14 protein-coding genes are annotated in these 18,743 nt (G+C 71.3%); 6 read left to right on the plus strand and 8 right to left on the minus strand.

Translation table 11 applies throughout. The annotated features are described in order from the left end of the window. Positions 1–10: 10 nt before the first annotated feature. A complete protein-coding gene (locus ACFYRX_RS39775) occupies positions 11–253 on the minus strand; it encodes a hypothetical protein (protein ID WP_389111196.1) in 243 nt (80 codons plus the stop codon). A gap of 331 nt (positions 254–584) precedes the next feature. On the opposite strand from ACFYRX_RS39775, the gene ACFYRX_RS39780 reads away from it, so the two are divergent. The 4 genes from ACFYRX_RS39780 to ACFYRX_RS39795 all read left to right on the plus strand — a co-directional run bounded on the left by ACFYRX_RS39780 (position 585) and on the right by ACFYRX_RS39795 (position 4,770). Then, positions 585–1,409: an ATP-binding cassette domain-containing protein gene (locus tag ACFYRX_RS39780; protein ID WP_389111199.1), complete on the plus strand. Its 825-nt coding sequence runs from the start codon at positions 585–587 to the stop codon at positions 1,407–1,409. Further along, positions 1,406–2,080 (plus strand): hypothetical protein, encoded by a 675-nt coding sequence (locus ACFYRX_RS39785; RefSeq protein ID WP_389111202.1) that lies wholly within the window; start codon positions 1,406–1,408, stop codon positions 2,078–2,080. Before ACFYRX_RS39780 ends, ACFYRX_RS39785 begins: the two co-directional genes overlap by 4 nt. Before the next feature lie 121 nt (positions 2,081–2,201). Continuing rightward, the gene (locus ACFYRX_RS39790) at positions 2,202–3,986 is read left to right on the plus strand and encodes a glycoside hydrolase family 3 protein (protein WP_389111205.1); all 1,785 of its coding nucleotides are present in this window, start codon (positions 2,202–2,204) and stop codon (positions 3,984–3,986) included. 133 nt (positions 3,987–4,119) lie between these two features. Continuing rightward, positions 4,120–4,770: a hypothetical protein gene (locus tag ACFYRX_RS39795; RefSeq protein WP_389111207.1), complete on the plus strand. Its 651-nt coding sequence runs from the start codon at positions 4,120–4,122 to the stop codon at positions 4,768–4,770. Positions 4,771–4,795: 25 nt separating this feature from the next. Here the strand turns inward: ACFYRX_RS39795 and ACFYRX_RS39800 are convergent, their stop codons facing one another. The 5 genes from ACFYRX_RS39800 to ACFYRX_RS39820 all read right to left on the minus strand — a co-directional run bounded on the left by ACFYRX_RS39800 (position 4,796) and on the right by ACFYRX_RS39820 (position 12,559). Next, a complete protein-coding gene (locus ACFYRX_RS39800) occupies positions 4,796–6,235 on the minus strand; it encodes a S28 family serine protease (RefSeq protein WP_389111209.1) in 1,440 nt (479 codons plus the stop codon). A 118-nt stretch (positions 6,236–6,353) separates the two neighbouring features. Next, on the minus strand, positions 6,354–6,743 hold the full coding sequence (locus ACFYRX_RS39805) for a hypothetical protein (RefSeq protein ID WP_389111211.1): 390 nt from the start codon (positions 6,741–6,743) through the stop codon (positions 6,354–6,356). A gap of 73 nt (positions 6,744–6,816) precedes the next feature. Next, entirely contained in the window at positions 6,817–10,521 is a 3,705-nt protein-coding gene (locus ACFYRX_RS39810; RefSeq protein WP_389111214.1) for an ABC transporter ATP-binding protein, read from the minus strand. A 116-nt stretch (positions 10,522–10,637) separates the two neighbouring features. Continuing rightward, complete coding sequence (locus ACFYRX_RS39815) at positions 10,638–11,669, minus strand: esterase-like activity of phytase family protein (RefSeq protein ID WP_389111217.1); 1,032 nt, start codon at positions 11,667–11,669, stop codon at positions 10,638–10,640. A gap of 47 nt (positions 11,670–11,716) precedes the next feature. After that, complete coding sequence (locus ACFYRX_RS39820; RefSeq protein ID WP_389111221.1) at positions 11,717–12,559, minus strand: serine hydrolase; 843 nt, start codon at positions 12,557–12,559, stop codon at positions 11,717–11,719. Between the two features lie 143 nt (positions 12,560–12,702). Here ACFYRX_RS39820 and ACFYRX_RS39825 point away from each other — a divergent pair, with 143 nt between their 5' ends. Together ACFYRX_RS39825 and ACFYRX_RS39830 are read left to right on the plus strand one after the other, a co-directional pair. Beyond that, entirely contained in the window at positions 12,703–14,919 is a 2,217-nt protein-coding gene (locus ACFYRX_RS39825) for a glycosyltransferase family 39 protein (RefSeq protein WP_389111223.1), read from the plus strand. 217 nt (positions 14,920–15,136) lie between these two features. Then, a complete protein-coding gene (locus ACFYRX_RS39830) occupies positions 15,137–15,943 on the plus strand; it encodes an endonuclease I family protein (protein ID WP_389111226.1) in 807 nt (268 codons plus the stop codon). A gap of 88 nt (positions 15,944–16,031) precedes the next feature. Here the strand turns inward: ACFYRX_RS39830 and ACFYRX_RS39835 are convergent, their stop codons facing one another. Beyond that, positions 16,032–17,726 carry a thiamine pyrophosphate-binding protein gene (locus ACFYRX_RS39835; RefSeq protein WP_389111229.1) on the minus strand — a complete coding sequence of 565 codons (1,695 nt, stop codon included), beginning with the start codon at positions 17,724–17,726 and terminating at the stop codon, positions 16,032–16,034. Next, a complete protein-coding gene (speB, locus tag ACFYRX_RS39840; protein WP_389111232.1) occupies positions 17,723–18,691 on the minus strand; it encodes an agmatinase in 969 nt (322 codons plus the stop codon). The genes ACFYRX_RS39835 and speB overlap by 4 nt, the downstream gene beginning before the upstream one ends. Positions 18,692–18,743 lie beyond the last annotated feature (52 nt).

Raw genomic sequence — 18,743 nt, forward strand, 5'->3', positions numbered from 1 at the left:
CACTCGGCGGTCAGCGCGGGCGGCGCTTCCAGCGGTCGTCCGGCAGCGGCGTCCTGCGGTCCGTCTGCGCCTGGATCTCGTAGTACGAGTCAGCCGCCGTGCCGTGCCACACCTCGTCGTGCGCCGCCAGTGCCCCACGCAGACCCGCGCCCGCCGTCCCGCGGCGACGGACGTGCCGGGCCAGCAGGGAGCAGAGCGTCAGGGTGACGGCGAGTCCGGCGAGAACGGTCAGGAGCGGCAGCAACTGGCTCATCCACCGACCGTACGCCGAGTGCGCAGACAGCCCAAGGCGTCGGCTCATCCGTCCCGTTGGCCCCGGCCTCACCAACTTCGGGAAATCCGGGCCGAGCCGGGAACCCCGCCCCGTCCCCGCTCGTCCAATCCGCACGTTGCCGGAGAGTCACCGTGGTGCGGCGTCGGCCTCGCTGCTGGCTGCGATCGCTGACCGAACCCTCTCCTCCGTACTGCGGCCGGCAGCACACGCCGCCATCGGCGCGCCCCCCTCCACAGCGCCGATGGCGGCGTCCTCTTCCCGGCCGCGCGAAGGCCGCCCCCGGCATCCGCTCCCCTTCTATGCTGGCCGCGTGAGACTTCAGGGGGTCGGTCTGCGCTACGGGTGGCGTGGGCCCTGGGTGCTGCGTGATGTGCACCTGGAGTTACCGCCCGGACGGCTGGTCCGGGCCCAGGGTGCCAACGGCGGTGGGAAGTCGACGCTGCTGCGGGTGGTCGCGGGGGCAGCCAGGCCGGACCGGGGACAGGTGCTCGGGCGTCCGGCGCACACGGCGTACGTACCGGAGCGGTTTCCGCCCGCGCTGCCCTTCACGGCGCTGGAGTATCTGCGGCTGATGGGGCGGGTGCACGGGCTGCCGGGCGCGGAGACGGAGCGGCGGGGAGCGGAGCTGCTGGCGCGGTTCGGTGCCAGGGAGCACGCCGGCCGGCCGCTGGCCGGGCTCTCCAAGGGGACGTGCCAGAAGGTGGCGGTGGTTCAGGCGCTCCTCGCCGAGCCCGACCTGCTGGTTCTCGACGAGGCGTGGACGGGGCTGGACGCCGGTTCGCGGGCCGCGCTGGACGAGGCGGTGGAGCAGCGGCTGGCTCAGGGTTCGACCGTCGTCTTCGTCGACCACGATCCCGGCCGGCTCGCCGGCCGCACCGAGCGGCGCTGGGCCGTCGACGGAGGCACCGTGACCGTGACACAGGAGGCCGCCGCCACGGTCGTACGGATCGACTGCGCCGGTGTCACGGGCGGGCCGGAGTACCTGGCCGCCCTCCCCGGTGTGCGGGCGGTGAGCGGGCTCGCGGACGGGGCCGTACGGCTGGACACGGACGAGACCCACTCGGACGCACTGCTGCGCACGCTCCTGGCCGAACCGGGCGTCCACATCCGCCGGGTGAGCGGAGGTCAGAGGTGATCGCGCTGCTCCGCTACCAGGCCGTTCTGCTCCTGCGTTCCCAGCGCTGGCTCCCGCCCGTACTGCTCTACGCCGGCACCGTCGGGATCTCGCTGGACGGTCAGTCGCAGCTGGGCAGTCAACTCGGCTGGAACGCCGCCGTGTCCGTGCCCGTTCTCGCCTGGCTCACCCGTTCCCAGCTGGCCGCGGAGCCGCCCGCCGCCCGTGCCTGTCTCGCCGCCGCGGCCGGGACCCGGCGTCCTCATCACGCCGCGCTCGCCGTCCCCCTGGCCGTCGGCCTCCTGCTCGTCCTGCTCGCTGCGGCGGTCTCGTGGCCGATCTGCCGTACGCCCCAGGGCGCGGCGCCGGTGGCGGTGCTCGGCGCCGGGGTGGCCGCCGGGCTGGTCTGTGTCCTGACCGGCAGTGCGCTCGGGGCGGCCGGAAGTCCGCCGCTGGTGCGCACGACGGCGGGCGGGGCGACGGCCCTGGTCATCGGTTCGGTACTGCTGCTGGTGCTCTCCGCCTCACCGGCGAACGCCGCCGTCCGGAGCGCGTTCTCCTCCGGCCGGACCTCGGCGGACGTCCCGCTCCTGCCGCTGCTGGCCGTGCTCCCGCTGTGTGCCGTCTGCTGGTGGGCGTCGGCCCGGGCGGCCGGGCGGGTCGGCGCCGCCACCGGCCGGGAGTCCGGCTGACCTTCCGTCAGAGGCGCCTGGTGTCGCGTTACTGTGCACTCCCTTGACTGGCAGAAACTTCCCGGTTATTGGTGACTTCTCGGAAGTTTCCTTCAGCGGATCACCTCCGGAAGGAGCGCACGTGCCCTCCAGACGTACCGTCCTCGCCGCGACGGCAGGCGTCGCCGCCACTCTCGCCGTGAGTGGGACCGCCTACGCCGACGACAACAAGCTCCGCTCCCTCGTCTCCCGGATGACCCTGCCGGAGAAGGTCGGCCAGCTCTTCGTGATGCGGGTCTACGGCCACTCCGCCACCGCCCCCGACCAGGCGGACATCGACGCCAACCTGCAGGAGATCGGCGTCCGTACGGCCGCCGAGATGATCGCGAAGTACCGGGTGGGCGGGATCATCTACTTCACCTGGGCGCACAACACCCGTGATCCGCACCAGATCGCCGACCTGTCCGACGGGATCCAGCGGGCGTCCCTGCGACAGCCCCGCGGGCTGCCCGTCCTCATCTCCACCGACCAGGAGCACGGGATCGTGTGCCGGGTCGGCGCGCCCGCCACGCTCTTCCCCGGCGCGATGGCGGTCGGCGCCGGCGGCTCGCGCACCGACGCCCGCACCCTCGGCATCATCGCCGGGCAGGAGCTCAGGGCCCTCGGCATCCGGCAGAACTACGCCCCCGTCGCCGACGTCAACGTCAACCCGGCCAACCCGGTCATCGGCGTGCGCTCGTTCGGGGCCGACCCCCAGGCGGTCGCACGGCTCGTCGCCGCGGAGGTCAGGGGGTACCAGGGCGCCGGGGTCGCGGCGACCGCCAAGCACTTCCCGGGGCACGGCGACACCGCCGTCGACAGCCACTACGGCTTCCCGGTCATCACCCACAGCCGCGAACTGTGGGAGAAGCTGGACGCCGTGCCCTTCCGGGCCGCGATCCGCGCGGGCATCGACTCGGTCATGACCGCGCACATCCAGTTCCCGGCCCTCGACGCCTCCGGCGACCCGGCCACCCTCTCCCACCCCATCCTCACCGGCATCCTGCGCGGCGAACTCGGCTACGACGGGGTCGTCGTGACGGACTCCCTCGGCATGGAGGGCGTCCGGCAGAAGTACGGCGACGACCGCGTCCCCGTCCTCGCCCTCAAGGCCGGTGTCGACCAGCTCCTCAACCCGCCCTCCCTGGACGTCGCGTGGAACGCCGTCCTCAAGGCCGTGCAGGACGGCGAGCTCACCGAGGCGCGGCTCGACGAGTCGATCCTGCGGATTTTGCGGCTCAAGGCCCGGCTGCGGCTGTTCGAGAAGCCGTACGTCGGTCAGGGCGGTGCCACCCGGACCGTCGGCACCCCCGCGCACCTCGCGGCGGCCGACCGGATCGCCGAGCGGACCACGACGCTGCTGGTCAACGAGAAGCGGCTGCTGCCCCTGTCCCGGCGCACCCACCGCGAGCTGCTCGTCGTGGGCGCCGACCCCGCCTCACCGTCCGGTACGACGGGCCCGCCCACCGGCGTCCTCGCCGCCGCCCTCACCGAACTGGGCTTCACGGCCACCGCCCTGTCGACCGGTACGGCACCCTCGGCGGCCACCGTCGCCCGGGCCGTCATCGCCGCTCAGGAGGCGGACGCGGTGATCGTGGGGACGTACAACATCACGGCAGCGCAGAAGACCCTCGTCGAGCAGCTCGTGGCGACCGGGAAGCCGGTGATCGCGATCGCGATCCGCAATCCCTACGACGTGGCGCAACTGCCCACCGTCCCGGCGTACTTGGCGTCCTACTCCTGGACCGACGTCGAACTGCGGGCGGCCGCGCGGGTGATCGCGGGCAAGGCGGCGCCGCGCGGGAGACTGCCGGTGCCGGTGCAGCGGGCGGACGATCCGGCGAAGGTGCTGTACCCGGTCGGGTACGGACTGTCGTACGGCCGATAGCGCGCGGGGCGTAGTCGCCGTACGCCGCGCAACGCGCACAACACCCCCGAAAGGCGCAAAGGACCCCACACGTCTGGCGTGGCCCCGCCGCGACGGTCACGCTGGACGGCGGGGGTAGTCCGGGGGGATTGCGATGCGCGAGAAGTGGTCCACGGGGGTGGTGTGCGTCCTGCCGGCGCTGCTCGCCGCCCTGCTGACGGGGTGCAGCCAGCCGGCGGCCGGCACCGACGGCGGAGGGGGCGACGGGCGGTCGGGCGCCGCCGCCTCGGTCTCGTCGACCGCCACCCGGGCCTCTGGTTTCGGCGCGGTGTTCCTCGCGGTCGACGAGTGCAGTTCCTTCGGCAAGGCCAGTTTCACCGAGGTGCCCTGCACCAGTGAGCGGGCGGCGGCACGGGTCGTGGCCCGGCACGACGGCACCACCACCGGCGGGCCGCCGTGCCCGGCGACCACCGACTTCGTGCTGCACATCAGCGAGCAGAGCCAGATCTCCGACGAGGACGGCGACGGGGCGGTGCCGCAGGGGTACGCCTGCATGCGCAACCTGGAGCCGCCGCATCCGGGCGACCCGGGCGGCGGGGGCGGGCCGCGGACCATCGTCGGCGACTGCGTGTACGGCTCGGGCAGCGGACAGGTCCGGGAGACCGCGTGCGACGGCAAGGGCGCGAGGAAACCGCAGTTCAAGGTGGTGAAGGCGGTCGCCGAGCGCAGCCTGTGCCCGCTGTCGACGGCCCTGTACGTCCAGCTCGGCGGGGCCCGGCCGGTGGGGTGCGCCCGGCCGCTGTGAGCAACGGCCGGGCGCGGTGAGCGGGTCAGGGACGCAGTGTGAGCTCGCGCTCCGCGTTCCGGACGTCCAGCTTCTTGTCGAACGTCGCGAGCGGCTTCGCCCGGGCGACGGCCGTGTCGGAGACACCCGCCCAGTCGAGGATCCTGGCCGTGGCGAAGGCCTTCTGGTCGGCGACCAGACCGGCCACGTTCGCGCCGTGGTTCATGCCGGGCGCGGTGAAGACGTACGAGTCCTTCGCCCCCTTGCCGACGCGGAACCGCTCGGCGCCCCACGGGTCGTTCTGGCCGTAGACGTAGAGCATGTGCCGGGCGTTGGTGCGCACCCAGCTGTCCACGTCGCGCATCGCGTACGGCTGGAACTTCGTCGGGATGTCCCTCGGGACGAAGTTGCGCGGCGGCTGGTAGCCGTAGCGGACGTACTTCTTCTCGATGTGCGGGAAGCGGATCGTCGGAGCACCGAGCTGGGTGGCCGCCTGGAAGTAGTACGGCGTGTACGGCGCGAGGCCCTGGTCGGTGTAGAAGGAGAACCCGGAGACCGTGTCGATCGAGTTCCAGATCTGGTCGTCGGTCGCGGTCTTCGCGTTCGCCGGGATCAGCTCGTCGTCAGCGCAGTTGGCCAGCAGGTTGTACTGCCAGAAGCCCCACACGTAGTCGAGTACGACGGCCTCGTAGGCCTTGTCCAGGCTGCCGACGGTGGTGAAGGTGAAGCCCTCGGCGGCCGCGTACTCGGCGTACTTCTTCTCCAGCGGCTCCCGCCGGACCAGGGCCTCGCGCTGCACCGCGTTCAGCCGGTCGCGGCACTCCTTGGTGCCGACCTTCTCGAAGAAGCGGTCGTAGGCGGAGTCCTCGTTGTTGACCACGTCGTTGGGGGCGACGTACGCGACGACGCCGTCCATGTCACGCGGGTAGAAGCGCTCGAAGTAGGTGGCGGTCATGCCGCCCTTGGAGCCGCCGGTGGCGATCCAGTTCTTCGAGTAGATCTTCTTCAGCGCCTTGAAGACGCGGTGCTGGTCACTGGCGGCCTGCCAGATGTCCAGCTTGCTCCAGTCGGCCGGGTCGGGCCGGGAGGGCGTGAAGAAGCGGTACTCCAGGGAGACCTGGTTGCCGTCCACGATCCGGGTCGGCTCGCTGCGGCTGGGGTTCGTGGAGACGTTGTAGCCGCTGGTGTAGAACACCGTCGGGCGGCTGACGTCCTTGTGCAGCACGGTGATCCGCTGCTGGAACGTGCCCTTGGACGGGTGCCGGTGGTCGACCGGCTGGGTGTAGTTCAGGACGAAGTAGCGGTACCCGGTGTACGGCTTCTCCTCGATCAGGCTCATCCCCGGGATGGAGAGGAGCTGATCCTTGATGTCGGTGGTGGCACTGGTGCCGTAGGCCTCCGGTTCGGCGGCGGTGGCCGCCCCGGCCGTACCGACCGTGCCGATGAGCACGACCAGCGTGAGAAGCCATCTGAGCGCCTTGCGCATGCACCCTCCCCTGTGTGTACAGCTGTGCGCCGGACGCTAGCGGCGCAAGTCCGGTCCGCACCAGGGGAGATGACGCCTTCGTGGGGAAAACCCTGTGGGAATTCTGTGGATCACGGGATCAGAGCCGGATCCAGCCCCCGGAGTCGTATGTGCCGCGACCCACCGCGCCCTTGATCCACACCTTGCGCTGCCCGGCGTGCACGGTGACGGGGCCGGCCCGGTACTTGTACCGCCCGGCGTCCTCGACCGGCCGGAGCCCGTACACCCGCAGGCTGACCCGCATGTGCTGCCGGACTCCGGGGCGTTCGGGGAGGGTGATCGCACAGGCGTAGCCGCCTCGCTTGTACACCTCCACGGTCCCGGTGGAGAAGGGGAAGGACCGGACCTTGCGCCCCTCGCACGACGAGGCCGCGGCCTGCGCCTGCCCCGGCACGGCCACCCCGATCAGTCCGGACACCGTCAGAACGGCCAGCCCCGCAGCCAGCCGCCGTATCGCTCCACTCTTCACTGCCGTCCCTTCCGCAGCCTTTGGGCGTACGGGTGTACGGACGCAGGACATGTGTCGGACGGTTGCACGACCGTCAGCGCGACACCTCGACCGGCTCCCCCACGAACGTCCGCCACAACGAGGCGTATCGGCCCTCCCGCGCGAGGAGTTCGTCATGGGTGCCGTCCTCCACCACCCGGCCGTGGTCCATCACCACGACCCGGTCGGCGCGGGCCGCCGTGGTGAGGCGGTGGGCCACGACGAGGGTGGTGCGGCGGCCCGCGAGGCGGTCGGTGGCCTGGTTGACCTGGGCCTCCGTGGCGAGGTCGAGGGCTGCCGTGGCCTCGTCGAGGAGCAGGATGTCCGGGTCGACCAGCTCCGCGCGGGCCAGCGCGATCAGCTGGCGCTGGCCCGCCGAGAGGTTGCGGCCGCGCTCGGCGACCTCGTGGAGGTAGCCGCCGTCGAGCGTGGCGATCATCTCGTGGGCGCCGACCGCGCGGGCCGCCGCCTCGACCTCGGCGTCGCCGGCGTCCGGGCGGCCGTAGGCGATGGCGTCGCGGACGGTGCCCTGGAAGAGGTACGCCTCCTGCGGGACCACGCCGAGCCGGTGCCGGTAGGAGGTGAGGTCCAGGGTGCGCAGGTCGGTGCCGTCGACCGTGACCCGGCCGCCGGTCGGGTCGTAGAACCGGGCCACCAGCTTGACCAGGGTGGACTTGCCCGCGCCCGTCTCGCCGACGAAGGCGACCGTCTGCCCGGCGGGGATCCTCAACTCGATGCCGCCGAGCGCCTCTTCGTCGCCCGCGTAGGCGAAGTGCACGTCCTCGAAGGCCACTTCGCCGCGCAAGGAGAGGACCTCGAGCGGTTCGTCGGGGGCCTTGGTGGACGTCGGTTCCTGGAGCAGCTCCTGGATGCGGCCCAGCGAGACGGTCGCCTGCTGGTAGCCGTCGAAGACCTGGGAGAGCTGCTGGACCGGGGCGAAGAACAGGTCGATGTACAGGAGGTAGGCCACCAGGGCGCCGGTCGTCAGGGTCGCCGCGTCCACCCGGCCCGCGCCCGCGATCAGTACGGACGCCGCGGCCACCGAGGAGAGCAGCTGGACGAAGGGGAAGTAGATCGAGATCAGCCACTGGCCCCGGATGCGGGCCTGGCGGTAGCTGTCGCTGCGTTCCGCGAACCGCGCCCCACCGTCGTGCTCGCGCCGGAACGCCTGCACGATCCTGAGCCCGGACACCGACTCCTGGAGGTCGGCGTTGACCAACGCGACGCGTTCACGGGCGAGTTCGTACGCCTTCACGCTCGCCTTGCGGAAGAAGTACGTGGCGACGACCAGCGGGGGCAGGGTCGCGAACACGACGAGCGCCAGCTGTACGTCGATCACCAGCAGGGCGACCATGATGCCGAAGAACGTGACGACCGAGACGAACGCCGTGACCAGGCCGGTCTGGAGGAACGTCGAGAGGGCGTCGACGTCCGTCGTCATCCTCGTCATGATCCGGCCGGTCAACTCCCGCTCGTAGTAGTCGAGTCCGAGGCGCTGGAGCTGGGCGAAGATCTTCAGCCGGAGGGAGTACAGGACCCGCTCACCCGTGCGTCCGGTCATGCGGGTCTCGCCGATCTGGGCCGCCCACTGGACGCCCACCGCGAGGAGGGCCAGGAGGGACGCCGTCCAGATCGCGGCCATCGCCATCTTGGAGACACCGTCGTCGATGCCGTGCCGGATCATCACCGGCAGCAGCAGGCCCATGCCGGCGTCCACGGCGACCAGGCCCAGGCTGACCAGCAGCGGGGCGCCGAAGCCCCGCAGCAGCCGTCGCAGGCCGTACGACTCCTCGGACGTGACCGCGCGTGCCTCGTCGATGTCCGGGGTGTCCGTCGCCGGGGGCAACGCGTCGACCTCGGCGAGGAGTTCGGGGGTGGCCGGAGTGCCGGCCAGCGCCGCGTCCTTCGGCTCGCGGTCGCCGGTCCACAGACGGGGCGTGACTCCGCGCTCGGCGTCGAACTCGGCGTCCAGCTCGTCGCGTACGGAGGTGTCCTCCTGCACGGCGACCGGGCGGGCGTGGCCCGGGGAGACACCGCCGAGGCCGTCGGGGTCGGTGAGCAGACGGCGGTAGAGGGCGGAGCGCTTCTCCAGTTCGGCGTGGGTGCCGAGGTCGGCGAGGCGGCCGTTCTCCAGGACGGCGATGCGGTCGGCGAGGTTGAGGGTGGAGCGGCGGTGGGCGATGAGGAGGGTCGTGCGGCCCTCCATGACCTGCTTGAGGGCCTCGTGGATCTCGTGCTCGACCTGCGCGTCCACGGCGGAGGTGGCGTCGTCCAGGACGAGCAGGCGCGGGTCGGTGAGGATCGCGCGGGCCAGTGCGACGCGCTGGCGCTGGCCGCCGGACAGGGTGAGGCCGTGCTCGCCGACCTTGGTGTCGTAGCCCTCGGGGAGCTCGGCGATGAAACGGTCCGCCTGGGCGGCGCGGGCGGCTTCCTCGATCTGCTCCCGGGTCGCGTCGGGGCGGCCGTACGCGATGTTGTTGCGGACCGTGTCGGAGAAGAGGAAGGAGTCCTCGGGGACCAGGCCGATCGCGGCCCGCAGCGAGTCGAGGGTGAGCTCGCGGACGTCGTGGCCGCCGATGAGGACGGCGCCGTGGGTGACGTCGTAGAAGCGCGGCAGGAGGAGGGAGACGGTGGACTTGCCGGAGCCGGAGGAGCCGACGACGGCGAGGGTCTCGCCCGGGCGGATCTGGAAGGAGAGGCCGTCGAGGACCTTGCGGCCGTCCTCGTAGCCGAAGGACACGTCGTCGAACTCGACGGTGGCCGGGGCGTCGGCGGGGAGTTCCTTGGTGCCGCCCGTCAGGTACGGCTCGGTGTCGATCAGCTCCAGGACGCGCTCGGTGCCCGCGCGGGCCTGCTGGCCGACCGTGAGGACCATGGCGAGCATCCGGACGGGGCCGACGAGCTGGGCGAGGTAGGTGGAGAAGGCGACGAACGTGCCGAGGGTGATGTGCCCGTGGACGGCGAGCCAGCCGCCGAGCGCGAGCATCGCGACCTGGCCGAAGGCGGGGACGGCCTGGAGGGCCGGGGTGTACCGGGAGTTGAAGCGGATCGTGCGCAGCCGGCCCGCGAAGAGGCGGCGGCCGACCTCCCTGAGCTTCCCGGTCTCCTGGTCCTCCTGCCCGAAGCCCTTCACCACGCGTACGCCGCTGACGGCGCCGTCGACCACGCCGGCGACGGCGGCGGCCTGCGCCTGGGCGTACCAGGTGGCGGGGTGCAGTTTGGAGCGGGAGCGCTTGGCGATCCACCACAGGGCCGGGGCGACCGCCACGGCGACCAGGGTGAGCGGGATCGACAGCCAGGCCATCACAGCCAGGGAGATCACGAAGAGGGCGATGTTGCCGATCGTCATCGGCAACATGAAGAGCAGGCCCTGGATCAGCTGGAGGTCGCTGGTGGCCCGGCCGACGACCTGCCCGGTGGACAGCTCGTCCTGGCGGCGGCCGTCGAGGCGGGTGATCGTGCCGAACATCTCGGTCCGCAGGTCGTGCTGGACGTCGAGGGCGAGGCGGCCGCCGTAGTAGCGGCGGACGTAGGTGAGGGCGTAGACGAGGACCGCCGCGACGATCAGGGCTCCGGCCCAGGGCGCCATGTCACGGCTGTGGTCGCCGATGACGTCGTCGATGATCACCTTGGTGATCAGGGGGACGACGGCCATGACGGCCATACCGGCGAGGGAGGAGCCCAGGGCCAGGACGACGTCCTTGGGGTAGCGCCAGGCGTACCCGGCCAGTCGTCGTGCCCATCCCCGTTGCGGTGTCACTCGGGTGCCCTCCGGTTTTTTCGTCTGATCCGTGCGCCTGATCCGTGCGCCTGATCTACCGGAAGGCACCAACGCGGATGGAACCGGATTTCATCCCTCCGCAACAAGTCCGGGGATCAGACCCGGACGCGCAGGTAGTAGAACCGCGTCGTCTGCACCGCGTTCTGGTTGTCGTCGCTGACCAGGAGGACCTTGAGGCGGCCCTTGTCGTGGCCGGTGACGACCATGCCCTCGATGTTGTCCAGGAGGGGGTTCGGCTGGGGCTGCTTGGCCGTGGCGCCCAGGGCCGGGCAGCTCGCGATGTCCGTGAGCAGGGTCTTCTTGATCAGGTGCACGTCCGTCTGGCCGGTCAGGTTCTCGACGCCGCTGGTGTCCGTGGCACGGCGGGGATCGGCCAGGTAGAGGCGGACCGTGTTGCCGACGCCGGAGGTGAAGCCGCGTTCCAGGACGAGGAGGCGGCCGTCGGGGAGGGCCTGGGCCTCGGGAACGCCGAGGAAGGCGGCGTCGGTGCGGTAGGCGTACTGGGCACCGGGCTTCCAGCTCTTTCCGTGCCGCTGCCAGGTCTGGAAACGGACGATGCCGGCTGTGTCGCCGGAGATCGCGTACTCCATGGAGGCAAGGAGGGTGCGGCCGCCGTTCATGAGGGTCAGGCCCTCGAAGGTCTGGTTCGACGTGGCACGGCCGGCCGGGGCCACCTGGAGGGAGTCCGGCACGGGGAGCCGGTCGAGGATCCTGCCGTCCTTCGTGTACCGGCGGATCGACGGCTCGGTCTCCGAGGTGACCAGACGGGTGCCGTCCCGGTCGACCACCAGGCCCTCGGAGTCCAGCGCGGCGCCGTTCTCGTCGGCGAGCGGGACGACCGACCTCGGCGCGAGGGTCCTCGCGTCCAGGTCGAAGAGCGCGGAACGGTCCGAGAGGGCGACGAGCGAGCCGTCCCGGTCCACCGCCAGCGCGGAGAGGTTGCCGACGAAGGTGCCGTCGTACGTCGTCTTGTCGAGCGCGTCGGAGAAACGGTCGAGGGAGACGGACGGCGAGCAGACATGGCCCACCGGAGCCGGGACCGAGGCGGCGGCGGGTCCTGCCACGGTGAGACAGGTCGCCGCCGCCAGGGCCGCGGTGGTGGTCGCGAGTACGGTTCTGAGCTGCATGGCGTCACCGTAAAGCGGCACGGTGACGCGCGGGAGTCCGGCAGGCGTCAGCTCGCCGCGAGATCGCGGTGAACGACCTTCGCGACACCCTGGATCGTCGTGATGCCGTAGTTCATGGTGCTGTTGCCGTGCGTGAGCACCGTGATCGTGTAGTCGTGGCCGCCGCCCTTGAAGGTGCCGACGCTGTGCACCCGCCAGCCGTGCGTGGAGCGCTGGAGCCAGCCGTTCTTCACGTGCCAGGAGATGCCCGATCCGGCGCCGTACGGCGTGCCCCAGCGCTGCGACGAGATGACCTGGCCCATCAACTTGAGGATGTAGGCGCGGGAGTTGTCGCTCAGGACCGTGTTCGCCGCGGTGACCAGCTTGAGCAGCTTCTGCTCGTCGGTGACGGTGATCTGGGTCAGACCCCAGTAGCCGTTCGCCCCCGGCTTGGTCTGGGTCATGCCGGCCGCGGTGAGGAAGCCCTTGATCTTCGTCATGCCCAGCTGCTTCCACAGCTTGGTGGTCGCGTCGTTGTCCGACTTGGTGATCATGGCCTTGGCGAGGGTGTTCTCGCGGTCGGTCAGATACCTGTTGTGCTTCTTCGCGTCCCACAGCAGCGTGCCGAGGACGGTCACCTTGACGACGCTCGCGGAGTCGTAGGCGGTGGAGGGGCGCAGGGTGCAGGTGGTTTTGGTCGTACGGTCGTAGACGCCCACGGCGATCGTGCCGGAGCGGTTCGTGACGGCGGACGTGATGTCCCGCTTCAGTTTGTCGGCGAGGCCCGCTTTCGCGGACGTGCAGCTGACGGCCGGTGCGGTCGCGGCGGCGGCCGGCGTGGCGGCGGCGATGCAGGCGGTCAGCGCGCCGGCGGCGATCCATTTCGCGTGTCTTGCTATCCCCCGAGTCATGCCCAGTTGACTCGCGAGTTCGAGTGAATGGTTGTACGCATGGGGAATGGTTGTGCGAGTCGTTACCTGACCCGTGGCACTTTCACAGAATTGCGCCAGGTGCGTCACAGCCCCCGCCCAAGTCCCTTCCGCACGATGCCCGGGTGACATCTGCCACCGATCCCCACCCCCACGCCGAGACCGTGTCCGCCGACTGGGCGCCGCCCGCCCCACCCGCGGCACCGCCGGACAAGGCCCCGCGCTGGTCACTGCCCGCGCTGATCGCGATCCTCGTCCTCGCCGGGGTCCTGTACGGCTGGAACCTGAGCGGGAGCGGCCTCAACGACTTCTACAGCTCCGCCGTCTACAGCGGCACGCAGAGCTGGAAGGCCTGGTTCTTCGGTTCGCTGGACGCGGGCAACTTCATCACCGTCGACAAGCCGCCGTTCGCGCTGATGGTCATGGGCCTGTCGTGCCGGATCCTCGGCTTCGGCACCTGGCAGATGATGGCGCCCGAGATCGCGGCCGCCATCGGCACGATCTGGATCCTGCACGCCTCCGTGAAGCGGGTCTTCGGGCATGTGGCGGCCACCATCGCCGCGCTCGTCCTCGCGCTGACCCCGATCACCGTCGCGATCAACCGGGACAACAACCCCGACACCCTCCTCGTCCTGCTCATGGTCGGCGGCGCGGCCCTCGCCCTGCGCGCGGTGCGCACCGACCGGCTGCTGCCGCTGATCGGCTCGGCGATCCTGTTCGGGCTCGCCTTCAACACCAAGATGCTCCAGGGCTACATCGCCCTGCCGGCCGTCTTCGCGGTCTACCTCTACGCGTCGAAGCTCGGCTGGAAGAAGAAGGCCGTCAACCTGGCCCTCGCGGCGGTGGCGTTGGCGGTCGCCAGCTTCTGGTGGGCCACCGCGGTCTCCCTGGTCCCCGCCGACGACCGTCCCTACATCGGCGGTTCGACCGACGGCAGCGCCTGGAACCTGATCATGGGCTACAACGGCCTGGGCCGCGTCCTCGGCGGCGAGGGCAACGGCGGAGCCGGTGGAGGCGGCGCCACCTTCGCGGGAAGCGCGGGCATCGGCCGGATGTTCAACGCCACCCTCGGCGGCCAGATCTCCTGGCTGATCCCCTTCGCCTTCATCGCCCTCGTCGCCGGTCTGGCGCTCTGCGGGCGGGCCCCGCGCACCGATGCCACCCGCGCCGCGCTCGTCCTGTGGGGCGGCTGGCTGGTGCTGCACTACCTGACCTTCGCGATGGCCGAGGGCACCATGCACCCGTACTACACGACCGCGCTCGCCCCGGGTATCGCGGCGCTGACCGGCGCGGGCGGCGTCATGCTGTGGCGAGCCTTCCGCGGCGCGGACGCCCGCTGGTCCTGGGTCCTGCCGGCCGGGCTCGCGGTCACCGGCATCTGGGCGATCGTGCTGCTGCGCCGGGCCACCGGCTGGAACACCTGGCTGTGGCCGGTCGTCGGCGTGGTCATGGTCCTCGCGATCGTGGGCCTGTTCGTCTTCCGCACCGCGAACTCCGGCACCAGGGCGCGGCTGCTCGCCGTGTCCGTCGCCGCGGCGATCGTGGCGGCCCTCGCGGGCCCGACGGCGTACGCGGCCTCGCCGGCCTTCGGCACCTCCGGCGGCGGTGGCATGGGCGGCGGCACCAACCCGACGGCGGGGCCGTCGACCGGCGGCGGCATGGGCGGTCCCGGCGGCGGAGGCGGCCGTGGCGGCTTCGGCGGGGCTGCGGGCGGCGGTCCCGGCGGCCGGCAGGACGGCACCCGGCAGGGTGGCCAGGCAGGCGGGGAACTCCCCGGCGGCAACGGCCAGATGCAGCCCGGCGGCGGCAACGGTGAGCTCCCGCAGGGCGGCGCACCGGGTGGCACGAGCGGGGAGCTTCCGGGCGGGGGTACGGCTCCCGGCGGGACCGGCACCGGCAACGCGGCGGGCGGCGGCCCCGGCGGAGGCGGCGGCGGTATGGGCGGCAGCCTCGACAGCGCGCTGGTCTCGTACCTGGAGAAGCATCAGGACGGCGCCACGTGGCTGCTCGCGGTGGCCAACTCGCAGAGCGCCGGCCGGCTGATCCTCAGCACGCACCAGCCCGTCATCTCCATGGGGGGCTTCACCGGCTCCGACGCGGCGATGACCCTCGCCAAGCTCAAGGAGCTGGTGAAGAAGGGCGAGTTGCACTACATCCAGCTCGGCGGCGGTGGCATGGGCGGCAACAGCAGCCTCAACCAGGAGATCTCCGGCTGGGTTGAGAAGAACGGCACGGCGCTGAAGGAGAGCGACTACAGCACGAGCAGCAGCTCGACCTCCAGCTCTTCGTCGCAGACGAGCACGTCGACCATCTACCGCCTGGACGCGTCGGACGTCGGCTGACCCGAGTCCAGGACACCAAGTCCAGGCAAAACGGCCGCCCGAACGGCCCCCGGTCATGCACCGGGGGCCGTTTTCGCGTGTCAACTCGCGTAGACACGGCCCGATATGCCGTTTCAGGTCACCCAATGGACACGTGCCATCCATTTACACGGCTGCATGTCCATGCCACGCTCCCATCTGCCGCCTCCATTCAACCCGCGTAGATGGGACCCCCTTTATGCTGGCGACACGCATAAGCAGCTGGAAGTCGGTGGCGCTCACCACCGCCGCCGTGCTGGTCGGGCTCGCCGCCCCGGTCATGACCTCGACCCCGGCCGCCGCCACGACCACCGCGTATGACGCGACCTACTACAAGAACGCGATCGGCAAGACGGGGACGAGCCTCAAGTCGTCCCTGCACACGATCATCAGCGCCAACGTCACGAAGATCTCGTACGCCGCGGTCTGGGACGCGCTCAAGGTCACCGACCAGGACCCGAACAACAGCAACAACGTGATCCTGCTGTACAGCGGCGTCTCCCGCGCCAAGTCCCTCAACGGCGGTGACGTCGGCGACTGGAACCGCGAGCACACCTGGGCCAAGTCCCACGGCGACTTCGGCGAGGCGATCGGCCCCGGCACCGATCTGCACCACCTGCGCCCGGCGGACGTCCAGGTCAACAGCATCCGCGGCAACCTCGACTTCGACAACGGCGGCAGCGCTGTCACCAACGGCGGCGGCAGCACCGTCGACTCCGACTCCTTCGCGCCCCGCGCCGCGGACCGGGGCGACGTGGCCCGCATGATCCTCTACATGGCCGTGCGCTACGAGGGTGACGACGGCTTCGCCGACCTGGAGCCCAACGAGCAGGTCGGCAACGGCTCCAACCCGTACATGGGCAAGCTCTCCGTCCTCAAGGCCTGGAGCGAGGCGGACCCGCCCAGCGCCTTCGAGGAGAAGCGCAACCAGGTCATCTACGACACCTACCAGCACAACCGCAACCCGTTCATCGACCACCCGGAGTGGGTCGAGGCGATCTGGTAGGACGCCGGCCATGTGACATCCCCCGACGCGGGCATGCCGTTCCCCACGGACGGCGTGCCCGCTGTCGGTGGTGGGGGCGCATGGCCCGTCAGCCGTCCAGGTGCGTCGGCGCGAACATCCGCAGCAGCGCCGGGAGTACGACCACCGAGGGCCCCGGCGAGGCGAGCGCCTTCGACAGGTCGTCCGCGAGGGCCGAAGGGGACGTACGCACCCCCGGCACCCCGAACGACTCCGCCAACGCCACATAGTCCGGCCGGGTCAGTTCCGTCGCCGTCGCCGTGGCCTCGCCGAACGCGTCCGTCATGTACTCGCGGAGAATGCCGTAGCCACCGTCGTCGACGATCAGCCAGGTGACGTTCAGGTCGTACTGGCGGGCCGTGGCGAGTTCGGCGACGGAGTACAGGGCGCCGCCGTCGCCGGAGACCGCGAGGACCGGGACCGAAGGGTCGGCCACCGCCGCGCCCAGGGCCGCCGGGAAGCCGTAGCCCAGGCCGCCCGCACCCTGCGCCGAGTGCATCCGGTTGGGGCCCTTGGCGTCGAAGGCCGACCAGGCCCAGTAGGCCAGGATCGTCATGTCCCAGAAGGAGAGGGCTTCGGAGGGCAGGGCCCGGCGGATCGACGCCAACAGCTCCTGTTCCAGGGTGAGTTCCTGCGTGGCGATACGGTCCGAAACGCGGGCCAGCACCTCACGCACCCGCTCCGGAGCCTGCGTGTCCTCCCTCGGCGACACCGTCTCCAGCAGCGCCTGCAGCGCGAGACGTGCGTCCGCGTGGATGCCCAACGCGGGGTGGTTGGACTCCAGTTTGCCGAGGTCCGCCTCGATCTGGACGACCCGGCCGCGCGGCTTGAACGTGTGGTAGTTCGAGGAGAGTTCGCCCAACCCCGAGCCCACCACCAGGAGTACGTCCGCCTCCTCCAGGAAGTCCGTGGTGTGGCGGTCCTCGATCCAGGACTGGAGGGACAGCGGGTGCGTCCAGGGGAACGCGCCCTTGCCGCCGGGCGTGGTGACGACGGGGGCCTGCAACGCCTCCGCCAGCTGTCGCAGCTTGCGGGACGCGTCCGCCCGTACGACTCCCCCGCCCGCGATGATCGCCGGGCGGGCGGCGTTGGACAGCAAGTCGGCTGCCAGCGCCGTGAGTTCGGGGCGGGGAGGCAGTTCCTCCGGGAAGGCGTCGCCGCCCGTCACCACGGGGATCGGGGTCGGGGCCAGCAGGACGTCCTGCGGGATCTCCACCCACACCGGGCCGTGCGGGGCGGTCAGCGCGGACTTCCAGGCCGCCTCGATCGCGGAGGGGATCTGGGACTGGGCGCGGACGGTGTGGACGGACTTGACCACGCCCCTGAACGAGGCCGACTGGTCGGGGAGTTCGTGCAGATAGCCGTGGCGTCCGCCGCCCAGTCCGGCGGTCGGGATCTGGCTGCTGATCGCCAGGACGGGCGCGGAGGCGGCGGCCGCCTCCTGGAGGGCGGCCAGGGACGTCAGCGCTCCCGGGCCCGTCGACAGGAACAGCGGGGCCGCCTCGCCGGTGATCCTGCCGTACGCGTCCGCCGCGAAGCCCGCGTTGTTCTCCACCCGCAGGCCGATGTACCTGAGGTCGGACCGCCGTAGCGCGTCGAACATGCCGAGCGCGTGCTGGCCGGGCAGGCCGAAGACGGTCGTCGCGCCGAGTCCGGCCAGGGTCTCCACGACCAGGTCTCCGCCGATGCGGCCGGGAGGAGGGTTGAGAGCAGCGGAAATCTGCGCCTCCGTCGGACGGAGTACCAGGTCGTGGTCGTGAGTCACTGTGCGCGGGCCTCTGCAATCTGGCGGGACATGATCGTGGTCAGTTCGTAGGCGGTGTGGGAGGCCGCCACCGACGTGATCTCCGCGTGGTCGTACGCGGGGGCCACCTCGACGACGTCCGCCGACACCAGGTTGCACGATGCCAGACCCCGCAGGATCTCCAGCAGCTCCCTCGACGTCATGCCCCCCGCCTCGGGGGTGCCGGTGCCGGGCGCGTGGGCCGGGTCCAGGCAGTCGATGTCGATGGAGACGTAGAGCGGGCGGTCGCCGACGCGCTGCCGGAGCTGGTCGGCGATCTCGTCGACACCCCGCCGCATGACGTCCGCGGACGTCACGATGCCGAAGCCCATCTTCTCGTCGTCGGTGAGGTCCTGCTTGCCGTACAGCGGCCCGCGCGTACCCACGTGGGAGAGGGCCGAGGTGTCCAGGATCCCCTCCTCCACCGCCCGCCGGAACGGTGTGCCGTGCGTGTACTCCGCGCCGAAGTACGTGTCCCAGGTGTCGAGGTGGGCGTCGAAGTGGAGCAGCGCCACCGGGCCGTGCTTCTTGGCGACCGAGCGCAGGAGGGGGAGTGCGATGGTGTGGTCGCCGCCGAGGGTCATCAGGCGGGTGCCGGTCCCGAGCAGGTCGTCCGCCGCCGCCTCGATCGTCTCGACGGCCTCGTGGATGTCGAACGGGTTGACGGCGATGTCGCCCGCGTCCGCCACCTGCGCCAGCGCGAAGGGGGACGCGTCCTGCGCCGGGTTGTAGGGCCGCAGCAGCCGGGACGCCTCGCGGATCGCGTTGCCGCCGAAGCGGGCGCCCGGCCGGTAGGAGACACCCGAGTCGAACGGCACCCCGACCACGGCGACGTCCGCCCGGCCGACCTCGTCCAGGCGCGGCAGCCGGGCGAAGGTCGCGGGGCCGGCGTACCGGGGGACGCGGGAGGAGTCGACGGGGCCGCGGGGCGTCTCGCTGGAGCTCATGGTCGTAGGCCTTCCCTCTGTCGTTCTGTTCGGTACCGACCGGTCTGTGTCG

It is taken from the genome of Streptomyces sp. NPDC005374 (assembly GCF_042872225.1).
Lineage (GTDB): Bacteria > Actinomycetota > Actinomycetes > Streptomycetales > Streptomycetaceae > Streptomyces.

Bases quoted from the DNA above. Each gene is read 5' to 3' on its own strand.
- ACFYRX_RS39775 (WP_389111196.1), bottom strand. From the start codon at position 253: ATGAGCCAGTTGCTGCCGCTCCTGACCGTTCTCGCCGGACTCGCCGTC.
- ACFYRX_RS39795 (WP_389111207.1), top strand. From the start codon at position 4,120: ATGCGCGAGAAGTGGTCCACGGGGGTGGTGTGCGTCCTGCCGGCGCTG.
- ACFYRX_RS39800 (WP_389111209.1), bottom strand. From the start codon at position 6,235: ATGCGCAAGGCGCTCAGATGGCTTCTCACGCTGGTCGTGCTCATCGGC.
- ACFYRX_RS39815 (WP_389111217.1), bottom strand. From the start codon at position 11,669: ATGCAGCTCAGAACCGTACTCGCGACCACCACCGCGGCCCTGGCGGCG.
- ACFYRX_RS39820 (WP_389111221.1), bottom strand. From the start codon at position 12,559: ATGACTCGGGGGATAGCAAGACACGCGAAATGGATCGCCGCCGGCGCG.
- ACFYRX_RS39830 (WP_389111226.1), top strand. From the start codon at position 15,137: ATGCTGGCGACACGCATAAGCAGCTGGAAGTCGGTGGCGCTCACCACC.
- speB (WP_389111232.1), bottom strand. From the start codon at position 18,691: ATGAGCTCCAGCGAGACGCCCCGCGGCCCCGTCGACTCCTCCCGCGTC.